This is a genomic window from Roseovarius aquimarinus (assembly GCF_043661195.1).
In the GTDB taxonomy this organism is placed as follows: domain Bacteria; phylum Pseudomonadota; class Alphaproteobacteria; order Rhodobacterales; family Rhodobacteraceae; genus Roseovarius; species Roseovarius aquimarinus.
Genome location: NZ_JBIHMM010000001.1, coordinates 400,319 through 419,821 on the forward strand (window position 1 = coordinate 400,319; position 19,503 = coordinate 419,821).

Consider the following 19,503-nt stretch of genomic DNA (forward strand, 5'->3'; position numbering starts at 1 on the left):
ATGGGTCTGTGCGGGAAATGACAGGATGAACTATTTTGCTGTAGGTTTCGGGGCGGTCGCGCTGACGGCCGTCGGGGCTGTCGACTATCTCAATCAGGCCAGCGCGGCGGGCAGGGCGCCCGGCAGCTTCTCGGTCGCTCAATACATCGCGAGTTACGGCGCGCGCGCGGATGCGATGCGCGAGGCCCGCGCCGATGCCGCCGCCGACGCCGAGCGGGACGAGCGCCGCACTAGGGGCGCGCGCACCTATCTGCCGGATGCCCCCGAAGGTTGGACCCGCCGCGCCTGGCTGGACGGGGACAACTCTCCGCTGGTCGCGCCGAGCGATGACGGCCTGACCGAGAATGCGCCCGATCTGCTCAGGAACCTTTCCGCCAGGAGCGCCAAGGCCAGCGAAGAGCGCCGCGCCGCTCAGACATGGGTCTATGAACGGGACGGCCAGATGATCGCCATCCGCGCTGAATACATGCCGCGCGACGACGCCCGGACACTGACGAGTGCGGCCACCGATACCTTGGCCGCTCTACCGTTGACGGCGCGGCCAGAGGGATGGGACGTGATCGGCGGCGTCGCCTATGGGCGCCTTTCCGAGGGGATGGGCGCGACGGATTTCACATCGGTGAATGGCACGCCGTTCTCGGCCTATGAGGCGCCGATGGGCCTGCATGACGCCGTGCGTCTCCATGTGCTCAGCACCGCGCCCGAAGCGGATCTTCGCCGGATCCTCGCAAGGGTCGATTATGACGGGCTGAACAGCCTGCTGAGCCATCCGTTGGCCCATGTCGGTCGCAACGCACCGGCCATTCCACCCGAGGTGGCTCCGGCTGCCGCGGATGTGCTGCTGGCGCTCCACGCCAATCTTCTGGCGCGCCGCGGCGCCGAGGCGCAGGCCTGGATCGAGCGCGCGATCACGCCGGAGAACGCGATGAAGATGGCCCTCAACGAATTCACGCAGGGCTGGAGTGCAGACAATATCCCGGCGCTCGACCCGGGCGCCGAACCGGTGCCCTCGGCGGAAGCCGAAACGCAGGGCTCCGCAATCGATGCGTTCGAGAAAATGGCAGGCTCTGTCTTCGGCAGCGCCTCTGGCGGCGCCAACGCAACCTCGACCGCCGCCCCGTCGGCGGACGACGCGTCCAAACCGCGCCGCCTGACCCTGTCCGGCGGCAAGAGCTGCCTCGAGGGCTCGGCCAGCCGTTTCTGCAGAGAGTGATCCCGCGCCCCCTTGGCAGGGGCCACCCGCTTGGGCAAGAGTGACGACACGCGCGGCCAAGGGGGAACGGATAGCATGAGGCGGAAAACGGGCAGGGCAGGCTGCTTCGCCATCGGGCTGCTTGCCCTCGCGGCCCTGGCCGCCTGCTCGCGCCCCATGACCGAGAACGAGCGGCGCTTCGCCGCCGACATCATCGGCCCCACGCTCGATATGGACAGGGTGCGCATCGCGCGGGGCTTCACGCTCATTCCCCCGCCGCCCGAGACGCCGGTCATGTCCGACCTCTATCCCGTTGTCGACGAGAACACCGTGACGGGCCTTTGCACCCGCGCCGCGCCCGAGCCGCGCAGCGGCCCGCCGCCCGGCTGGGCGCTCTGGAACCGCGTGCATTTCAGCCGCGAATTCTACCGCGCGGATCTCGCGGCCGGCTGGCCCGAGGCCGCGCGTTTTCCGCAAGGGTTGGTCCTCGCGCATGAGCTTGTCCATGTCTGGCAATGGCAGAACCGGCGCATCACCGGCTATCGGCCCGCGCGCGCCGCGCTCGAGAGCATCATGAACATGGACCCCTATTTCTACGTGCCGGGCGAGGGCGCGAGCCTTCTCGAGTTCGCCTACGAGCAGCAGGCGGCGCTCCTCGAGGATTATCTTTGCCACGCGCTCTACGATCCCGAGGCGCCGCGCCGGGCCGAGCTGCGCCCGCTTCTCGCGCCGTGGTTTCCCGTCGATCGGCTGGATGCGGCGCTTCGCCGCTGAGGCCGCCCCAGGGGCATGAAGGGGCCATGTCGGTTTCCGCTCTCCATAGGTCGGATGGGCCGCGCGCCACATCATGAAACTGTTAGAACCGGGGCGAGAATGCCTTTCGGAGTCGCAGCGCATGAAAACCCAAGTCAAAGCCCTTGTCGTCGGTGGCGGTGCCGTCGGCACGTCCATCGCCTACCACCTCGCCAAGGCGGGCTGGGACGATGTGATGCTGCTCGAGCGCGACGAGCTGACCTCCGGCTCCACATGGCACGCGGCGGGCCTGCTGCCCTATTTCAACATGAGCTATGCAACGACGCATATCCACGACTACTCGATCAAGTTCTACAAGACGCTCGAGGAAGAGACCGGCCTGAACGCCGGCTTCGCGGTCGTCGGCAACCTGCGCATGGCCCAGACCGAAGAGCGGATGGACGAATACCGCCTCTACGCCTCGACCGCCGAGACCTGCGGCGTGCCCTATGAGTGGATGACGCCGGACGAGATAAAGGCGAAATGGCCGCTGATCCGCACCGAGGACCTGAAGGGCGCGCTTTACCACCAGACCGACGGCTACATCAACCCGGCCGACGTCACCATGGCGATGGCCAAGGGCGCGCGCCAGCGCGGCGTGATGATCGAGCGCAAATGGCAGGCCGACGCATTCCACTGGAACGGCGAGGCGTGGGAGGTGACGGCCACCAAGATGGTCGAGAAGGGCGGCAACCTCGTGCCCTCCGACGAGCAGATCGTCATCACCGCTGAGCATGTCGTGACCGCGAGCGGAAACCACGCACAGCGCACCGCCAAGATGCTGGGCATCAAGATGCCCGCCATCCCGGTCGAGCATCAGTTCATCGTGATGGACCAGGACCCCAAGCTCGTCGAGTTCCGCAAGGAGGCCGGTAATCCCGAGCATCCCGTGATCCGCGACGCCGATGCGCAGAGCTATGTGCGCGAAGAGCGCGGCGGCTGGATCCTCGGCGTCTACGAGAAGGGCGCGCCCGCCTGTTTCGAGCATGGCGTGCCCGACAGCTTCCGGGCGGATCTCTTCCAGCTCGATCTCGACCGGATCGAGGAGCAGTACATGGCGATGAACCACCGCATCCCCTCCTGCGAGGAATGCGGGCTCAAGGACGATTTCAACGGCCCCATCTGCTATACGCCCGATGGCAACCCGCTGGTCGGTCCGGCGCCGGGCCTGCGTAACATGTGGCTCGCCGAGGGTTTCAGCTTCGGGATCACGGCGGCGGGCGGTACGGGCTATTACCTCGCCCAGCTCATGACCAAGGGCGAGGCCGAGATCGACATGGCGAGCCTCGATCCCAAGCGCTATTCGTCCAACTGGATGACCACCGAATTCGCAGCGCGCAAGAACGAGGAATGCTACGAGCACGTCTACATCCTGCACCACCCCGACGAAGAGCGCCCGGCCTGCCGGCCCCTGCGCACCGCACCCGCCTATGACCGTCAGAAGGCGCGCGGCGCGCAGTTCGGCTTCGTCAACGGCTGGGAGCGGCCCAACTACTACGGCCCGCTCGACGCGCCCGAGAATTTCGACCACGACGCGCGCAGCTTCCGCCGCGGCGGCTGGTGGGAGTATGCCGTGGCCGAGGCCAAGGCCGTGCGCGAGGGCGTCGGCCTGATCGACGCGTCGGCCTTCACCAAGCATGTCGTCAAGGGGCCGGGCGCGACGGCCTTCCTCGACTGGTTCACCTGCAACAAGCTGCCGAAGGTCGGGCGCATCAACCTGACCTATGCGCTGACCGCCCATGGCACGACGCGCACCGAATACACCATCGTGCGCCTCAAGGAGCATGAGTATTACCTCGTCTCGGCAGGCGCCTGGACGGAGTACGACGCCGATTTCCTGCGCAAGGCCGCCGAGGACAAGGCGCCCGAATTCGGCTATATCGAGATCCAGGACGTGACCACGCAATGGGGCGTCTTCGCCATCGCGGGTCCGAAATCGCGCGATGTACTGAGCGAGGTGATCGTCGATGCCGATCCGGCGACGGCGCTCTCGAACAAGCGCTTCCCGTGGCTTTCGGCCCGCCAGATCGAGCTGGGCATGTGCCCGGTCAACGCGATCCGCGTCGCCTATACGGGCGAGCTCGGCTGGGAGCTGCACCATCCGATCGAGATGCAGAACTACCTTTTCGATCTGCTCGAGAAGGCGGGCGAGAAGCACGGTATGAAGCTCGTGGGCGCGCGCGCCCAGAACTGGCTGCGCCAGGAGAAGAGCTATCGCGCCTTCGGCAACGAGCTCGGCCGCGATGCCACCCCGCTCGAGGCCGATCTGCCGCGCTTCGTCGATCTCGAGAAGGACTTCCACGGCAAGGACGCGATGGTGAAGACGGGCGTGCGCGCGAAATGCGTGACCTTCCTCATCGACGGTCCGGACGATGCCGATCCCTGGGGCCGCGAAGTGCTCTACACGGCCGAGGGCGAGCGCGTGGGACGTCTCACCTCGGGCGGCTATTCTGTCGCCTTCGGCAAGAGCATCGGCATGGGCTACGTCAAGCCCGAGCAGGCGGTGCCGGGCAAGGTGCTGAAGGTCAAGATCATGGACAAGCTCTGGGACGCGACCGTGACCGAGGACAGCCCCTACGATCCGAAGAACGAAGTAATCCGCAAGGACGGATGACCAAAATGGCCGCCGCGCGTCACCTGCGCGGCGGCCACGTCTTCATCTTGGCGAAAATACTCGAAAACATTGCAATCAGCCGCGCTGGCCACTGATCTGCGCTAATGAAGCGTCGGCTTTCTTTAGCAACGCCGTGAGCTGTTGCCCGCCTCACCCGCCCTTCATATAGGGCATCAGCACCACTTCGCTGTCCGGCTTCACCTCGGTGAACCATGAATTGCGGTAAACCAGACCATCGACCGCGAGGCTGACCCCGCGGTCGATCTGCGGCTTCAAGCCTGGATGTTTCGCGGCAAGAGCGTCCAGCAACTCCTTGAAGTTGCTGGCCTCCACCTCGATCACCTCTTGCCCGTCCGCCAGATCGCGGAGCGAGCCCCAGAGCTTCACTTGAACCATGCTCAGCCCTTGGCCATGATCGCCTTGAGGATCTTGGGCGGCGACATGGGTAGCGAGGTGAGGCGCACGCCCACGGCCCGGCTGACCGCATTCGAAAGCGCGGCGAGGGGCGGCACGATGGGCGTCTCGCCCACGCCGCGCACGCCGTAGGGATGGCCCGGGTTCGGGATCTCGAGGATCACTGTGTCGATATTGGGCAGATCCGACGCGACGGGGATGCGGTAATCGAGGAAACCCGCGTTCTGCAGGCGTCCATCCTCGCCGTAGATATATTCCTCGTTGAGCGCCCAGCCGATGCCCTGCACGGCGCCGCCCTGCATCTGGCCTTCGACGTAATCGGGATGCACGGCCTTGCCCGCATCCTGGAAGACCGTGTAGCGCAGCACCTTGGTGGCGCCGGTCTCGGGGTCCACTTCGACATCGGCCAGATGCACGCCGAAGCTGACGCCCGCACCCTCGGCATTGACCTCGTGATGGCCCGCGATCGGCCCGCCGGTTTCGGATGAAATGGCGGCGATCTCGGCCAGCGTCATCGGCTCGAAATCACCCGCGTTCGGCCCCGAGGGCTTGGCGGCGCCGTCCTCCCAGATGACGGCCTCCTCGTCGATGCCCCAGATCTTCGCGGCGCGCTTGCACATGACCTGGATCGCGGCCCGCGCGGCCTTGATCGTGGCGAGGCCCACGGCGAAGGTCACGCGGCTGCCGTCGGTCACATCGTTCTGACCAAGGCTCGCAGTGTCGGTGATGACGGTGCGCACGCGGTCATAGGGCACGCCGAGTTCCTCGGCGGCCATCATGCTGATCGACGCGCGGCTGCCGCCGATATCGGGATTGCCTTCGGTCACGCTCACCGTGCCGTCGGCGTTGATCGCCAGAGAGACGGAGGTGTTGCCGCCGAAATTGAACCAGAAGCCGCAGGACAATCCGCGTCCCTGGTTCTCGCCGAGGGGCGCGCGGTAATGTTCATGCTCCTTGGCCGCCTCGAGCGTGGCCTTGAGGCCGATCTGGTCGAAGGTGACGCCGTAGGACGCCTTGGTGCCCGCATCGGCGGCGTTCAAAAGCCGCACGTCCAGCGGATCGAGTTTCAGCTCCTGGCAGAGCTCGTCGACGACGCTTTCGACCGCGTAGATAGCCATGGGCGCGCCGGGCGCGCGATAGGCGGCTTGGCGCGGGCGGTTGGTCATCGCGTTCCAGCCTTGGGTGCGCACCGCCTCCAGATCATAGGCAGCGAAGGCGCTCTGCGCGCCCATGTCGACCGTATCGCAGGGGAACGCGCCGCCCTGGTAGCGCAATTTGGCGTCGGCGGCGGTGATGCGGCCGTCCTTGGTCATGCCGATACGCACGTCGATGGAGGACGACACGGTCGGGCCGGTGGCGCGGAAGACATCCACGCGGCTCATCACGATCTTGACCGGGCGGCCGCATTTGCGGCTGAGCGCCAGCGCGACAGGCTCGATGAAGACGGTCGTCTTGCCGCCGAAGCCGCCGCCGATCTCGGAGGCGGTCACGCGCAACTGGCTGCCTTCCATGCCCATGATCCCCGAGCAGAGATCGCGCACGAAATATTGGCCTTGCGTGGTGCACCACAGATCCGCCTTGCCGTCATTGCCGTAGGAGGCGAGACAGGCATGCGGCTCGATATAGCCCTGATGCGTCGCGGCGGTGGTGAAGCTGCGCTCGATGATCTTGTCGGCCTTGGCGAAGCCCGCCTCGAGATCGCCATGCCCGAACTCGCAATAATGCGTGACATTGGGGCCCGAGCCCGCGGGCACGCTCTCATCGGCGCGCGCCTCCTGGACGACGGGCGCGTCCGGCTTCATCGCCTCGTCCACATCGGTGACATGGGGCAGGGGCGTATAATCGACCTTGATGAGTTTCAGCGCCTTCTTGGCGGTCGCCATGTCCTTGGCGGCGACGGCGGCGACGGCATGACCGTCATAGAGCACCTTGCCACGCGCGAGGCAGTTGTCCTGCACGTCGCGCAGGCCCGCATCCTCGGGCACGCCCCAATCGGCGGAGGTCACGACCGCCTTGACGCCCGGCAGGGCCAGCGCCTCGGAGGCGTCGATGCTGTTGATCGTGGCATGGGCATGCGGGCTGCGCAGGATCAGGCCGACCTGCATGCCCGGCACGTTGAAATCCGCGCCGTAAAGCGCGCGGCCCGTCACCTTGTCGACGCCGTCGGGGCGCGGAACGCGCGTGCCGACGACCTTGAAATCAGCCTTGGTGGTGGATTGGAAGTTCATGTCATGCGCCTCTCATGTCGGCGGCTGCGATCTGAACAGCCTTGATGATCTTGTCATAGCCCGTGCAGCGGCAAAGGTTGCCGGCCAGCCAGTAGCGGACCTCTTCGTCGGTGGGGTCGGGGTTTCGCTCCAGAAGGTTCTTCGCGGCGACGAGGATGCCCGGCGTGCAGATCCCGCATTGCAGGGCGGCATGGTCGATGAAGGCCTTTTGCAGCGGGTGCAGGCCCTCGCCGATGGCCATGCCCTCGACGGTCTTGATCTCGGCGCCCTCGGCCTCGGCGCCCAGCACGAGGCAGGCGCAGACGAGACGGCCGTCCATCTCGACGGTGCAGGCGCCGCAATCGCCGGTGCCGCAGCCTTCCTTGGCGCCGCTCAGCCCCAGCCGGTTGCGCAGGCTGTCGAGGAGCGTCTCCTCGGGCGCGCAGACGAATTCGGTCTCATCGCCGTTGATGGTTGTGGATACGTGGATATTCTTCATGTCGGTCTCTCCGGGCCTCCGAGGGCCTCTGAAATTTCAGGCGGGCGCGGGCGGGGCTCAGCCCCGCGCGGCGGCGCGCTCCATGGCGATGCGGGCGGCCCGCTTGGCCAGAACGCCCGCGACGGTGGTGCGGAACTCGACCGTGCCGCGCTTGTCGTCGATGGGCTTGGCCGCGGCCTCGCAGGCGCGGGTGAGCTTTGCGATCGCCGCATCCTCGAGCTTTGTTCCGGTGATGGCCTCGGCGGCTTCGGGCACCAGAATGACGCGCGGTCCGACCGCGCCGAGCGCGACGCGCGCCGATGCGATGCTGCCGTCTTCGGCCAGCACGACATTCACCCCCGAGGAGGCGACGGCGATGTCCATCTCGGTGCGCGGGATGAAGCGCAGATAGGCGTCCGAGGCGCGTGCGGGACGCGCGGGCAGGAAGACCGAGGAGACGAATTCGCCCCGGCCCAGAACGGTCTTGCCGGGGCCGGTCACGAACTCCTCGACGGGGCAGTCGCGCGGGCCGTCCGGCCCTTCGATGCGCGCGACGGCGCCGGCGGCGATCATCGCCGGAACCGAGTCGGCGGCCGGGCCGCCGTTGCACAGATTGCCCACCATGGTGCAGCGGCCCTGGATCTGGGTCGAGCCGATCAGCTCGCAGGCCTCGACGACGCCGGGCCACATGGCGCGCGCGCCCGCATGCTCACCGAGTTGCTGGCCCGGCACGCCCGCGCCGATGCGCAGGCCGCCATCCTCGTCCTTGATCTCGCGCATCCCGTCGAGATGCTTGATATCGACGATCATTCCCGGCTCGATCACGCCCGAGCGCAGGTTGACCAGAAGATCCGTGCCGCCCCCGAGGATGCGCGCCGCACCTTCGTTCCGCGCAAGGATTTCCGACGCCTCCGCGACGGTCTTCGGCTTCATGTATTGCATAACAGGCTCCGTGGCTTGCGCGCAGAAGGCGCGGGGCGCGGCCCCGTGGATATGCGCACGCTGGCATTCGTCGCGGAGTAAAACCCATTCCTCGCCGTCCCGCAATCCATGCAAGCGTGAATTTGCGAGGCGTATCATCGCAGATGCCTTGCAAGGCGCGCGGCCCCGCCATAGGCATGTGCGGGGCAGGCAGGCGCGACGTGGCCCGCAAGCAGGGGCAGCAAGAGACGATGGGCGACGTTTGGGACGGCATGGTGCAGGCGGTCGGGCTGATCCTCAGCCTCGACGCCGATCTCGTCGAGATCGCGTGGCGCAGCCTTCATGTCACCGGCGCCGCCCTGCTGATCGCCTGCGTGATCGCGCTGCCGCTCGCCGCTTTCCTCTCGGTGCAGCGCTTTCGCTGGCGGCGCGGGACGATCGCGGTGCTCAACGCGCTGATGGGATTGCCGCCGGTCGTCGTCGGCCTCGTCGTCTATGTGCTTCTGTCGCGCTCGGGGCCGTTCGGGGTGCTGGGGCTGCTCTTCACGCCCACGGCCATGATCGTCGCGCAGGTCATCATCATCGTGCCGCTCATCGCCTCCATCGCGCATCAATCGCTGCGCGATCTCTGGGCCGAGTATCACGATCTGCTCATCTCCATGAACGCGACGCGCCGACAGCGCATTGGCGCGCTGCTCTATGACGGGCGGCGCGCGCTTCTGACGGCGGCGCTCGCGGGTTTCGGGCGCGGCATCGGCGAGGTAGGCGCGATCATGGTGGTGGGCGGCAATATCGACCACGCCACGCGGGTGATGACCACGGCCATCGCGCTCGAGACGGGCAAGGGCAATTTCGCGCTGGCGCTGGCGCTCGGTTTCATCCTGATCGCCATGTCCATCGCGATAAACATCGCGATCCACGCGCTCAGCCGCACCGAGACGGGAGGCCGCTGGTGAGCGCGCTTTTGCCCATCACCCTGAGCGGCGGCGCCGTGCAGCGGCGCGGCAAGCGCCTCATCGGGCCGATCGATCTGACCATCGACGGGAGCGGCGTGACCGCCGTGATCGGGCCGAACGGCGCCGGCAAATCGACGCTACTCAAGGCGCTTCACGGCCTCGAGCGTCTGAGCGAAGGCACGATCACCTGGAATTGCGGGCGCGCCGAGGCGCTCTTTCGGCAGGCCTTCGTCTTTCAGACGCCGGTGATGCTGCGCCGCTCGGTGCTGGAAAACCTCGCCTTTCCGCTGCGCCTCAACCGCCGCCCGCGCGCCGAGGCGCGCGCGCTCGCCGCCGAGTGGTGTGCGCGGATCGGGCTCGCCGGGATGGAGGCGCGCGCGGCCATGGTCCTGTCGGGCGGCGAGAAACAGAAACTCGCCCTGGCGCGCGCGCTCATCACCGCGCCCGAGCTCCTCTTTCTCGACGAGCCTTCGGCCTCGCTCGACGGGCGCGCCACGCGCGAGATCGAGGCGCTTCTGACGCTTGCAACGCAAGGCGGAACGCGTATCGTGATGGCGACGCATGACATGGGGCAGGCACGTCGCCTCGCGCGGGAGGTCGTGTTCCTGCGCGGCGGCGAAGTGCACGAAATCGCCCCCGCGAGCCGTTTTTTCGATGCCCCCGAAACCGAGGCCGCCCGTGCCTTCCTCGCGGGCGACATCGTCGACTGACCACTATCATCGCGTGAATCACAGGAGAGACCGACATGCGCATCAGAACCCTCGCCGCCGCGCTCATGATGAGCGCCGCCGCCGCCACGGCCCAGGCCGAGGAAATGAAGCTGGCCGTCACCACCAGCTTCCATAACTCCGGCCTCGCCGAGATCCTGCTGCCGGAAATCATGAAGGATACCGGCATCGACGTGCAGCTTCTCGTCGTCGGCACCGGGCAGGCGATCAAGCTGGGCGAGGCGGGGGATGTGGACGCGATCCTCGTGCATGCCAAGCCCGCCGAGGAGAAATTCGTCGAGGCGGGCCATGCCACGCATCGCCGCGAGATCATGTATAACGACTTCGTCATCATCGGCCCGTCGGGCGATCCGGCGGGCGTGAAGGACGCGGACGGCGCCCCCGCCGCGCTCAGCGCCATCGCCGAGGCCGAGGCGCCTTTCGTCAGCCGAGGCGACGACAGCGGCACCCACAAGACCGAGCTGAGCCTCTGGGACGCCGCCGGCATCGCGGTGGACAGCGCGGGCGAGTGGTACAAGGAGGTGGGCGCCGGGATGGGCGCCGCGCTCAACACCGCGGCGGGCATCGACGCCTATGTGCTTTCGGACCGGGCGAGCTGGCTCAATTTCGGCAACAAGGCCGGTCTCGAGCTTCTCTTCGCGGGTGATCCGCTTCTCTTCAACCAATACGCCTATCTGCCGGTGAACCCCGACAAGGGCGATTTCATCAAGAGCGATCTGGCCGCCGAACTGGAGACATGGCTCACCAGCGCGCGCGCGAAGGAGCTGATCGACGGCTACGAGATCGCGGGCGAGCAGCTTTTCGTCTTTAACGCGGACATGGGCGGCGCGGCCAAGGCGGCTGAGTGAGCGAGAAGCCGGGGCGTGTGCGAACGCCCCGGCGATGTTCCTCGCGCAAGACTGCCCGCACCGCTCAGCGGCGGTGCGGCGCAAGCGCCTTCTGAAGCGCGACGATCATCTCGTCGCGCCGGGCCGTCATCTCGGCATGGCTCTCGCCCCGCGCGGCTTCCTCGGCCCCGGCGACCAGCATCGCCGTCGTCTCGGGCGTCAGCCGCGCGTCGCCCAGATCGTCGCACCAGGCGTTGAACTGGTCCCCGAGATGCGCGCAAAAGGCCTGCAATCCGCCCGGCCCCGCGCCCATGCTGAAACAGGCGGTCGGCCCCATCGCGGCCCATCTGAGGCCGGGGCCCGCCCACATCGCCTTGTCGATATCCCCGACGCTCGCCACGCCTTCGGCGGCAAGGTGGATCGCCTCGCGCCAGATCGCGGCCTGAAGGCGGTTGGCGACATGCCCCGGCACTTCCTTCTCGAGCCGGACCGTCACCTTGCCGATGCTCTCGTAGAAATCCGTCGCGGCCTCGACGACGCCCGCGTCGGTGCGCGCGTTCCCCATCACTTCGACGAGCGGCACGAGATGCGGCGGATTGAACGGGTGGCCGAGCACGAAGGGCGCGGGATCGCTCCAGCCCGCCTGCATCTGACCGAGCGTGAGGCCCGAGGTGCTGCTCGCGACGATCGCCCCAGAGGCGAGGGCGGGCTCGATTTCGGCGTAGAGCGCGTGTTTCAGCGCCAGGCGCTCGGGCACGCTTTCCTGTATGAAATCCGCCTCCCGCACGGCGGCTTCCGCCGTGTCATGAAAGCTGAGCGCATCGGGCGTGCCGCGTTCGGTGAGGCCCATGCGCGTGAGGGCGGGCCAGGCGCGTGTGATATAGTCCCGCGCCGCGCGCTCGGCACCCGGCGCGGGATCGAAAATGGCGACCGAGCGGCCCGAGGCGAGAAAGAGCGCTGCCCAGCTTGCGCCGATCACGCCCGCGCCGAGGCAGGCGGTTCTGGGAAATTGCATATGGTTGCCCGAATTGGCCGGGGCAGGGCGCCGCGGCGCCGCCCCGGAGGTGAAAGATCGGGCGCCAGCCTAGCGCAGCGCGGCAGCAGGGCCAAGCGGGCGCGCGGACCTCAGAAAAGGCTGGCCACCGGCGCGCCGGGCGCGAGGTCCATTTCGCGGCGCAGCTGCGCGCGGGCGCGGGCGAGGCGCGACATCACGGTGTTCTTGCCGCAGCCCGTCTGGCCCGCGAGCGCGGCGGGACTCGTCTCGCCGGCCATGACCAGCCCGATGAGCCGGGCCTGATCGACGGGCAGCCGCGCGATGGCGCAATGAAGATGCGCGAGGGCGAGGCTCGCGAAGACTTCGGGCTCGGCGCTGGGGCCGTCCTCTTCTTCGAGCGGCAGATGCGGGGCCCGGCGCAGCCCCTGACGATAGAGGTTGCGCAGCGCGGCGCGGGCATAGGCGCGCAGATCCTCGACGCCGGCCACCTCCGCACGGCGCCGCCAGAGCTTCAGCAGTGTCTCCTGCACGAGATCCTGCGCCTCGGATTCGCTGTCCGAAAGGCGCCGCGCGAGGCGCAGAAGGTCGGGGCGCAGGGCGATGATGACCTGCGCGTCGCCGGGCAGATCGGCGATGGAGACGGGACGGGAAGGAACGGAAACGGGCATTGCTCGAAGATCCTTTCGGCAGGCCCGCATCGGGCCTGCATGGCGGTGATGCATCGCCATATTCTTCCGAAATCGCGCCAAGACAATCCGGGGAATTTCCGCCGAGAGGTCCGATCCGGCCTTTTTGGGCGGAACTGCGCCGAGCCGCGCGGGAAAGGCCGGCGAAGCCTCGCCAACCGGCTGAAATTATTTGCAAAGCCCGGGACGCATCCGCCTCTTCGTGCGTCCTGTGAATTGAAGAGGGCAATCCTGCCCCTTCCCATGAAAAGACTCTCCAAGGAGAAAACACATGACCAAGTATATCGCACTCGCACTGTCCATGGGCGCACTGGCCACCACCGCATTCGCGGACATGGCAAGCGTCGACACCAACGCCGACGGCATGGTGTCCATGGAAGAAGCGCAGGCAGCCTATCCCGATCTGACCGCCGAGCAGTTCAGCGAAATCGACGCCAACGGCGACGGCGCCATCGACGATGCGGAAATGACCGCAGCGACGGACGCAGGCCTGCTGCCCGCAAGCTGAAGCTGACGCTCCGGCCCGCTTACCTCGGGCGGGCCGGGCTACCTCTTTTCTCCGGGCCAAGGTATCCTTCTCCAGCAGGTCTGGCCCATTCGGAGAAAAGGGTGTCGCAGGGCGCCCTGGCAACAGATGGTCGTTCTGCGGCGCCGCCACCCAGTCCAAGTGGCTCCACATGAAAACGGCGCGGACCCTTGCCGGGGCCGCGCCGTTTCGTGTTCGGCGCCGGTTTTTCGTTGCCGGTCCTGCCTCAGGCGGGCGTCGCGCGGCGCAGCATGCCGAAGAGATCGCGCGGATCGTCCGGATCGGCCAGCATGTCGAGCGGCTGGTGGAATTCGGTCCCTGCGATCCGGTCGCGCACATAGCGCAGGGCGCTGAAATCCTCGGTGGCGAAGCCGACCGAGTCGAAAAGCGTGATCTGGCTGTCCGAGGTGCGGCCCTTGGCGGCGCCGGTCATCACCTGCCACAGTTCGGTCACCGCGAAATCCTCGGGCATCTGCTGGATCTCGCCCTCGACGCGGGTCTGGGGCGGGAATTCGACGAAGACGTCCGAGCGCTCGAGAATGGCGGGTGCAAGCTCGGTCTTGCCGGGGCAGTCGCCGCCGATCGCGTTGATATGAACGCCGGCGCCGACCATGTTGTCGGTCAGGATGGTCGCATACTGCTTGTCCGCCGTGCAGGTCGTGATGATCTGCGCGCCTTCCATGCTCTCCTCCGCGCTGGCGCATTCGACGACCTCGAGGCCCATGCCCTGAAGATTGCGCGCGGCCTTTTGCGTCGCGGCCTTGTCGATGTCCCAAAGGCGCACCGTCTTGATGCCGACGATGGCTTTCATCGCGAGGCTCTGGAATTCGGATTGCGCGCCGTTGCCGATCATCGCCATCGTGTCGGCGCCCTTGGGCGCGAGGTATTTCGCAACGAGCGCCGAGGTCGCCGCCGTGCGCAGCGCGGTCAGCATCGTCATCTCGCTGAGCAGCACCGGATAGCCGTTGCCGACATTGGCCAGAAGGCCGAAGGCCGTGACGGTCTGCAGCCCCTCCTTCGTGTTCTTGGGATGGCCGTTCACGTATTTGAAGCCATAGACCTCGCCATCGGAGGTGGGCATGAGTTCGATCACGCCCTCCTCGGAATGGCTCGCGATGCGGGGCGTCTTGTCGAAAAGCTCCCAGCGCTTGAAATCCTGCTCGATATACTCGGCGAGGCCCGTCAGCATCTCCTCAATGCCGATATGGTGGATCAGCTTCATCATGTTCTCGACGCTGACGAAGGGCACATAGGCTTTGTCGGAAGGGGTGGGGATGCTCATTTTGAGGCCTTCTTGGGGTTGGTGGAACGTTTGGCGAGGTGCAGACCGGCGATCATGCAGCGGACCGAGCCGCCGGCGCTCTCGATGGTGGGAATGTCCAGCGGCACGATGCGGGTCGAGCGTTCGATGAGCGCGATCTGGCTTTTGTCGAGCGCGGCGAGCGCGCGGCTCGACATGGCGGTCATGAGGCCGGTGGGTGTGCTCAGCTCGATGGCGTTTCCGGCGAACTCGGCGATCTGGTGGTGGCTGAGGTCGATCACGTCGCGCCCCGGCTCGGCCAGACGCTCGGCGATCTCGGCGCGGCGGCTGGCGTTCTCGATCATGTCGAGCGAGACCATGGCGAAATGCGTGCCGATCGTCATGACGACATTGGTGTGATAGACGGGCGCGCCATCCTCGTCGACGGCGTCGAAGACCATCGGCTCATAGCCGAAATTGGTGCAGAACCGCTCCAAGAGGACCGGATCGGCGCGATGCGAGCGCGCGACATAGGCGATGCGCCCGATATGGTCGATCACCATCGCGCCCGTGCCTTCGAGCGCGAGACCGTCCTGCTCAAGCCCCGAATAGTCCGTCACGACCTGCACGCGGTAGTCGCGTTTCAGCATCTCGATCACGTCGGCGCGCCGCTCGCGGCGGCGCGAGGGCACGAACATCGGATAGATCGCCACATGCCCGCCCGGATGGGTCGAGAACCAGTTGTTCGGGAAAACCGCATCGGGCGTGTCGTCGCGCTCGTCCTGAAAGACGTGCACGCCCACACCCTCGGCGCGCAGGCGCGCGACGGCGCCATCGAACTCGGCGGCGGCGTTCTGCGCCACTTCGTCCGCGCTCAGCCCCGGCTGGGACTGAAAGCGGTTGTCGGCGGCGGTCTCGGGGTTGGGATGGAACCGGTTGGGGCGGATCATCACCACGCTTGCGGGGGCTTGGACTGTCATGGATTGCCTCTCAGGAATAGGCGCGGGTCGGTCGGTCGAAGACGCGGCGTCCGAGCGCCGAGGCGGCCAGATCGACCATCACCTGCGCCGTGCGTCCGCGCTCGTCGAGGAAGGGGTTCAGCTCGACCAGATCGAGCGAGGTCATCAGATCGCTGTCGCAGATCATCTCCATCGCAAGGTGTCCCTCCCGCATCGTGGCGCCGCCCGGCACGGTCGTGCCCACGGCGGGCGCGACGGCGGGATCGAGGAAATCGACGTCCAGTGACACATGAAGCATGCCGTTGGCCGCCTCGACATCCGCGAGGAACTCGGCGAGGGGGCGGGCGATGCCGGTCTCGTCGATGCTGCGCATGTCATGATAGCGCACATCGGTCGCCTGCATCGCCTCGCGCTCGTCCGGATCGACCGAGCGCAGGCCCAGAAGGCAGATGTTGCGATGGGGAACCGGGTGGGCCACCTCGGGGAAGCCGTGAAAGCCCTCGCGGCCGGTGACATAGCCCAAAGGCGCGCCGTGCAGGTTGCCCGAGGCGGTGCTCTGCGGCGTGTGATAGTCGGTATGCGCATCGAGCCACAGAACGAAGAGCGGGCGCCCCTCGCGCGCGGCATGGTTGGCGGCGCCCAGAACCGAGCCGAGGGCAAGCCCGTGATCGCCGCCCATGAAAATGGGCAGGCCGCGCGGCAGCGCCTCTTCGGCGGCGCGGGCGAGGGCGGAGGTCCATCCGATCATCTCGGCGGGCTGGTGCAGATGGGCGGGCAGGTCGGAATGCGCCGTGGCCGCATCGGGCGCGATGTTGCCGATATCCGTGACATCGTGCCCCAGATCGGCCAGCGCCGCGCCAAGGCCGGCGACGCGATAGGCATCGGGGCCCATCAGGCAGCCCTGCCGCTTCTTGCCTGCGTCCATCGGCGCGCCGATCAGAATGCATGTCTTGCCGCTCATGTCGTTCTCCTTGCGTCGGTTGATCGCAATGTGTTGCGCGAATGGGGTGGATGGAAGTGGACAATTCGCACAAATGGGAAGAAGATTGTGCAAAACGGAAGCAAGGATCGGCGATATGGACGATACGGATCTCGCGCTCATCTCGGCGCTCAGGCATGACGCGCGCGCGTCCCTGTCGGATCTCGCGGCGGGCCTCGGCGTGTCGCGCACCACGGTGCGCAGCCGGATCGAGCGGCTTCAGCGCTCGGGCGAGATCGTCGGCTTTTCGGTGGTGCTCAAGGCGGATGCGGCGCGCGATCCGGTGCGGGGCCTCATGATGCTCGGTATCGAAGGACGCGGGACCGAGCGGATCTTTCGCCAGTTGAGCGGCCTCAGCGCGGTGCGCGCCACGCACAGCACCAACGGCCAATGGGATATCATCGTCGAGATCGGCGCGCCCACGCTCGAGGAGTTCGACCGCGTGCTCACCCAGATCCGCCGCATCGACGGGGTGGTGAGCAGCGAGACGAGCCTTCTGCTCAGCACCCGCAAATCGGCGGGTTAGGCCTGCGCCTCGCGCAGCCTCGACTGGAAATAGGCGACGCCCTGTTCGTGGCGGGGCGAGAGCGGCCCGGGGCGATAGCCGCCGCTGGCGTAGTTCTTCTGCGTTTCGAGACAGACCTCGAAATCCTCGCGCACGACCTGAAGATTGCCTTCGATGGTGCCTTGCCGCGCGGCGGCGGTCTCGGGCGAGGTGTCGGCGAAGTAGAAATTGTAGATCAGTTCCGTGCGCTGGTGGTCCACCGGGTTGATGCGCGAGGTGTTCATGCCCCCGTTGAAGAGCGAGAGCGTCCAGTTGGGCCACATCCACATCCACTTGCCGCGATAGAACAGACCCTCGCGCGGCGGCGCGGTCATGCGCACCATACCGTCGCGGGCGACCGTCTCGAAGGCGTCGAATTCGATGGCGCGGTGAAACTCGGGATGGATGCCGGGGATATGATAGCCCTCGACGAAATTGTCGGTGTAGATCTTCCAGTTGGCATCGAAAACCAGCCGCTCCTCATGGACCCAGGCGTAGTTCTCGATCGGCTCGTCCGCGAGCTCGGCGCCGAGGTCGCCCAGCTGCGTCTCGAAGCTCTGCTCGGGCGCGATCGCAACGAAGAGAAGCCCGCGCCAGACATGCCACTCGATCCGGTCGAGCGCCCAGTCCGACAGCTCGAACTCGGCATCGTCGCCCCAGAAGGGCACGTTGAGGAGCGATCCGTCCTCGCCCCAGACCCATTGATGATAGGGGCAGCGGATCGTGTTGCAGCGCCCGGTCCCCTCGGGCAGGAGGCGCGCGCCCCGGTGGCGGCAGACATTGCGGAAGGCCCGGAGGCCGTCGCGTGTGCGCATGACGAAGACCTTCTGCCCCGCGATTTCGGCGGCGATGTAATCGCCCCGCTCGGCCAGCCGCGAGGCGGGGCCGAGAAGCTGCCATGTCGCGGCGAAGATGCGCTCCACGTCGCGCGCGTGGATCTCGGGCGAGACATAGTGGATGGGATCGAGATTGCGCATGGAACACTCACCGGGCAGGGGCCGCATGAGCGGAGGCTAAGCCCCGGCGCCGCGCCCGGTCAAGCGCGCTCAGCGCCGGGCGGCCATGATCCAGAGACCCGCGAGCGCCAGAGAGGCGAGCATGTTCCAGCTCGCCATCGAGAGGCCCGCCATCTGCCAGGCCACCTCGTCGCACATCACGACGCCGAGCGGCCCTTCGAGGCTCAGCAGATCCGCGCCCGAGCCGGCATCGAGCCCGCCGCCCGAACAGGCCGTCGGCCCCTCCCACCAGTCGCGCTCGACGCCGGTGTGATAGGCGGCGATGCCCGCGCTCGTCAGCACGGCGAGGAGGCCCAGCCACGGCATGAAGCGCCCGTGGCTCCACCGCCCCAGCGCCAGCGCGAAGAGGCCGATCAGCGCGGCGGCGGCATGCGGCCAGCGCTGCCAGAGGCAGAGCGAACAGGGCGCGAGGCCACCAATATGCTGAAACGCGAAGGCCCCGGCCAGTAGAAGGGCCGAGCCGAGCGCGGCGAGCGCGATATAGGCGTTGCGGGACATCAGAGCACCTTGACCAGGAAGAAGCCGCCGACGAGGCAGATGAAGAAGAGCGCGAACATGAGGCCGAGCCGCCGCTCGACGAACTCGCGGATCGGCGCGCCGAACTTCCACAAGAGCCCCGCGACGATGAAGAACCGCAGCCCGCGCGCGAGGAGCGACGTGGCGACGAAGGTGAAGAGCGGCATCCCCGTCCAGCCCGACATGATCGTGATGACCTTGTAGGGGAAGGGGGTGATCCCGGCCATCAGCACGGTCCAGAAGCCCATATCGTTGAAGCGCCCCGAGAATTCCGCCATCGCGTCGGTCTTGCCGAGGGCCGCGAGGATGGGCTGGCCGACCTGCTCGAAGGCGAGCGCGCCGATCGCATAGCCCGCGAGCCCGCCGAGAACCGAGGCGATCATGGCGATGCCCGCGATCAGCCACGCCCGCGACGGGCGCGCGAGGATCATCGGGATCATCAGAACGTCGGGCGGAATGGGAAAGACCGAGCTTTCGACGAAGGCCACGAGGGCCAGAACCCAGAGCGCGCGCGGATGCTCGGCCATGGCGATGGTGCTGTCGTAAAGGCGGCGGATCATGGGTGCGGGCACTCCGGCTGGGTCGGAAGGCTCAGACCACGCCGCGCCCCCCGGGGTCAAGCCCTCACGACGCCCGGGCGGCCATCTGCCCGCGTGCGCAAAAAGCCGATCGCGGCGCCATCTCGGGTCTGGACGCGCAATGCGCCATTCGCTAATGCTCGCGCCAATGTGCCCAAGTGGCGGAATGGTAGACGCAGGGGACTCAAAATCCCCCGGCTTAACGGCCTTGTCGGTTCGAGTCCGACCTTGGGTACCATGCACATCCCCTCCCGATCCGAAGCCGATCCGCGCCGCGTGCGCGGGGCCGAGCCGCGTCATGCCAGGCGAGTTGCGCGCGGGCTGTCGCGCTCCAGT

The 19,503-nt window shown here is 67.1% G+C and carries 20 protein-coding genes and 1 tRNA gene; 9 read left to right on the top strand and 12 right to left on the bottom strand.

All coding sequences use genetic code 11. The features are described 5' to 3' along the window. Window positions 1-25: 25 nt before the first annotated feature. From ACGRVM_RS01915 to ACGRVM_RS01925, 3 genes are all read left to right on the top strand, one after another. Window positions 26-1,213, top strand: a complete 1,188-nt coding sequence (locus tag ACGRVM_RS01915) for a hypothetical protein (protein WP_377169239.1) — start codon at window positions 26-28, stop codon at window positions 1,211-1,213. A gap of 75 nt (window positions 1,214-1,288) precedes the next feature. Then, complete coding sequence (locus ACGRVM_RS01920) at window positions 1,289-1,966, top strand: hypothetical protein (protein ID WP_377169237.1); 678 nt, start codon at window positions 1,289-1,291, stop codon at window positions 1,964-1,966. 121 nt (window positions 1,967-2,087) lie between these two features. Next, window positions 2,088-4,598 (top strand): GcvT family protein, encoded by a 2,511-nt coding sequence (locus ACGRVM_RS01925; RefSeq protein ID WP_377169235.1) that lies wholly within the window; start codon window positions 2,088-2,090, stop codon window positions 4,596-4,598. Window positions 4,599-4,748: 150 nt separating this feature from the next. Here the strand turns inward: ACGRVM_RS01925 and ACGRVM_RS01930 are convergent, their stop codons facing one another. From ACGRVM_RS01930 to ACGRVM_RS01945, 4 genes are read right to left on the bottom strand one after another with little or no spacing between them, the layout of a single operon-like run. Further along, on the bottom strand, window positions 4,749-4,994 hold the full coding sequence (locus tag ACGRVM_RS01930; RefSeq protein WP_377169233.1) for a MoaD/ThiS family protein: 246 nt from the start codon (window positions 4,992-4,994) through the stop codon (window positions 4,749-4,751). A gap of 2 nt (window positions 4,995-4,996) precedes the next feature. Beyond that, window positions 4,997-7,240: a xanthine dehydrogenase family protein molybdopterin-binding subunit gene (locus tag ACGRVM_RS01935; RefSeq protein ID WP_377169231.1), complete on the bottom strand. Its 2,244-nt coding sequence runs from the start codon at window positions 7,238-7,240 to the stop codon at window positions 4,997-4,999. A gap of 1 nt (window position 7,241) precedes the next feature. Beyond that, window positions 7,242-7,718, bottom strand: coding sequence for a (2Fe-2S)-binding protein (locus ACGRVM_RS01940; protein ID WP_377169229.1), 477 nt, complete (start codon window positions 7,716-7,718; stop codon window positions 7,242-7,244). A 57-nt stretch (window positions 7,719-7,775) separates the two neighbouring features. After that, a complete protein-coding gene (locus ACGRVM_RS01945) occupies window positions 7,776-8,639 on the bottom strand; it encodes an FAD binding domain-containing protein (RefSeq protein WP_377169226.1) in 864 nt (287 codons plus the stop codon). 230 nt (window positions 8,640-8,869) lie between these two features. Here ACGRVM_RS01945 and ACGRVM_RS01950 point away from each other — a divergent pair, with 230 nt between their 5' ends. From ACGRVM_RS01950 to ACGRVM_RS01960, 3 genes are read left to right on the top strand one after another with little or no spacing between them, the layout of a single operon-like run. Beyond that, complete coding sequence (locus ACGRVM_RS01950; RefSeq protein WP_377170040.1) at window positions 8,870-9,574, top strand: ABC transporter permease; 705 nt, start codon at window positions 8,870-8,872, stop codon at window positions 9,572-9,574. Continuing rightward, window positions 9,571-10,284: an ATP-binding cassette domain-containing protein gene (locus ACGRVM_RS01955; RefSeq protein WP_377169224.1), complete on the top strand. Its 714-nt coding sequence runs from the start codon at window positions 9,571-9,573 to the stop codon at window positions 10,282-10,284. Before ACGRVM_RS01950 ends, ACGRVM_RS01955 begins: the two co-directional genes overlap by 4 nt. 35 nt (window positions 10,285-10,319) lie before the next feature. After that, window positions 10,320-11,150, top strand: coding sequence for a substrate-binding domain-containing protein (locus ACGRVM_RS01960; RefSeq protein WP_377169222.1), 831 nt, complete (start codon window positions 10,320-10,322; stop codon window positions 11,148-11,150). 64 nt (window positions 11,151-11,214) lie between these two features. Here ACGRVM_RS01960 and ACGRVM_RS01965 read toward each other — a convergent pair whose 3' ends face one another. Continuing rightward, a complete protein-coding gene (locus ACGRVM_RS01965) occupies window positions 11,215-12,144 on the bottom strand; it encodes a 3-hydroxyacyl-CoA dehydrogenase NAD-binding domain-containing protein (RefSeq protein ID WP_377169220.1) in 930 nt (309 codons plus the stop codon). Between the two features lie 110 nt (window positions 12,145-12,254). Then, window positions 12,255-12,791, bottom strand: a complete 537-nt coding sequence (locus ACGRVM_RS01970) for an RNA polymerase sigma factor (protein WP_377169218.1) — start codon at window positions 12,789-12,791, stop codon at window positions 12,255-12,257. A gap of 289 nt (window positions 12,792-13,080) precedes the next feature. On the opposite strand from ACGRVM_RS01970, the gene ACGRVM_RS01975 reads away from it, so the two are divergent. Beyond that, a complete protein-coding gene (locus ACGRVM_RS01975) occupies window positions 13,081-13,317 on the top strand; it encodes an EF-hand domain-containing protein (RefSeq protein WP_377169216.1) in 237 nt (78 codons plus the stop codon). Window positions 13,318-13,561: 244 nt separating this feature from the next. On the opposite strand, the gene ACGRVM_RS01980 is transcribed toward ACGRVM_RS01975, so the two are convergent. From ACGRVM_RS01980 to rocF, 3 genes are read right to left on the bottom strand one after another with little or no spacing between them, the layout of a single operon-like run. Then, window positions 13,562-14,617 (bottom strand): ornithine cyclodeaminase, encoded by a 1,056-nt coding sequence (locus ACGRVM_RS01980; RefSeq protein WP_377169214.1) that lies wholly within the window; start codon window positions 14,615-14,617, stop codon window positions 13,562-13,564. Further along, window positions 14,614-15,555: a citrulline utilization hydrolase CtlX gene (gene ctlX / locus ACGRVM_RS01985; RefSeq protein ID WP_377169212.1), complete on the bottom strand. Its 942-nt coding sequence runs from the start codon at window positions 15,553-15,555 to the stop codon at window positions 14,614-14,616. Before ctlX ends, ACGRVM_RS01980 begins: the two co-directional genes overlap by 4 nt. A gap of 10 nt (window positions 15,556-15,565) precedes the next feature. Continuing rightward, on the bottom strand, window positions 15,566-16,495 hold the full coding sequence (rocF, locus tag ACGRVM_RS01990) for an arginase (protein WP_377169210.1): 930 nt from the start codon (window positions 16,493-16,495) through the stop codon (window positions 15,566-15,568). 115 nt (window positions 16,496-16,610) lie between these two features. Between rocF and ACGRVM_RS01995 the strand changes: the two genes are divergently transcribed. Then, window positions 16,611-17,039, top strand: a complete 429-nt coding sequence (locus ACGRVM_RS01995) for an Lrp/AsnC family transcriptional regulator (RefSeq protein ID WP_377169208.1) — start codon at window positions 16,611-16,613, stop codon at window positions 17,037-17,039. On the opposite strand, the gene ACGRVM_RS02000 is transcribed toward ACGRVM_RS01995, so the two are convergent. Genes ACGRVM_RS02000 through ACGRVM_RS02010 form a run of 3 tightly spaced genes read right to left on the bottom strand, consistent with a single transcriptional unit; the run spans window position 17,036 to window position 19,149 of the window. After that, complete coding sequence (locus ACGRVM_RS02000; RefSeq protein WP_377169206.1) at window positions 17,036-18,061, bottom strand: aromatic ring-hydroxylating oxygenase subunit alpha; 1,026 nt, start codon at window positions 18,059-18,061, stop codon at window positions 17,036-17,038. The two genes, ACGRVM_RS01995 and ACGRVM_RS02000, sit on opposite strands and share 4 nt — an antisense overlap. Window positions 18,062-18,103: 42 nt before the next feature. Then, window positions 18,104-18,571 (bottom strand): disulfide bond formation protein B, encoded by a 468-nt coding sequence (locus ACGRVM_RS02005; RefSeq protein WP_377169204.1) that lies wholly within the window; start codon window positions 18,569-18,571, stop codon window positions 18,104-18,106. Further along, complete coding sequence (locus tag ACGRVM_RS02010) at window positions 18,571-19,149, bottom strand: YqaA family protein (RefSeq protein WP_377169202.1); 579 nt, start codon at window positions 19,147-19,149, stop codon at window positions 18,571-18,573. Before ACGRVM_RS02010 ends, ACGRVM_RS02005 begins: the two co-directional genes overlap by 1 nt. 170 nt (window positions 19,150-19,319) lie before the next feature. Between ACGRVM_RS02010 and ACGRVM_RS02015 the strand changes: the two genes are divergently transcribed. Continuing rightward, window positions 19,320-19,405, top strand: a tRNA-Leu gene (locus ACGRVM_RS02015). Window positions 19,406-19,503: the final 98 nt, after the last annotated feature.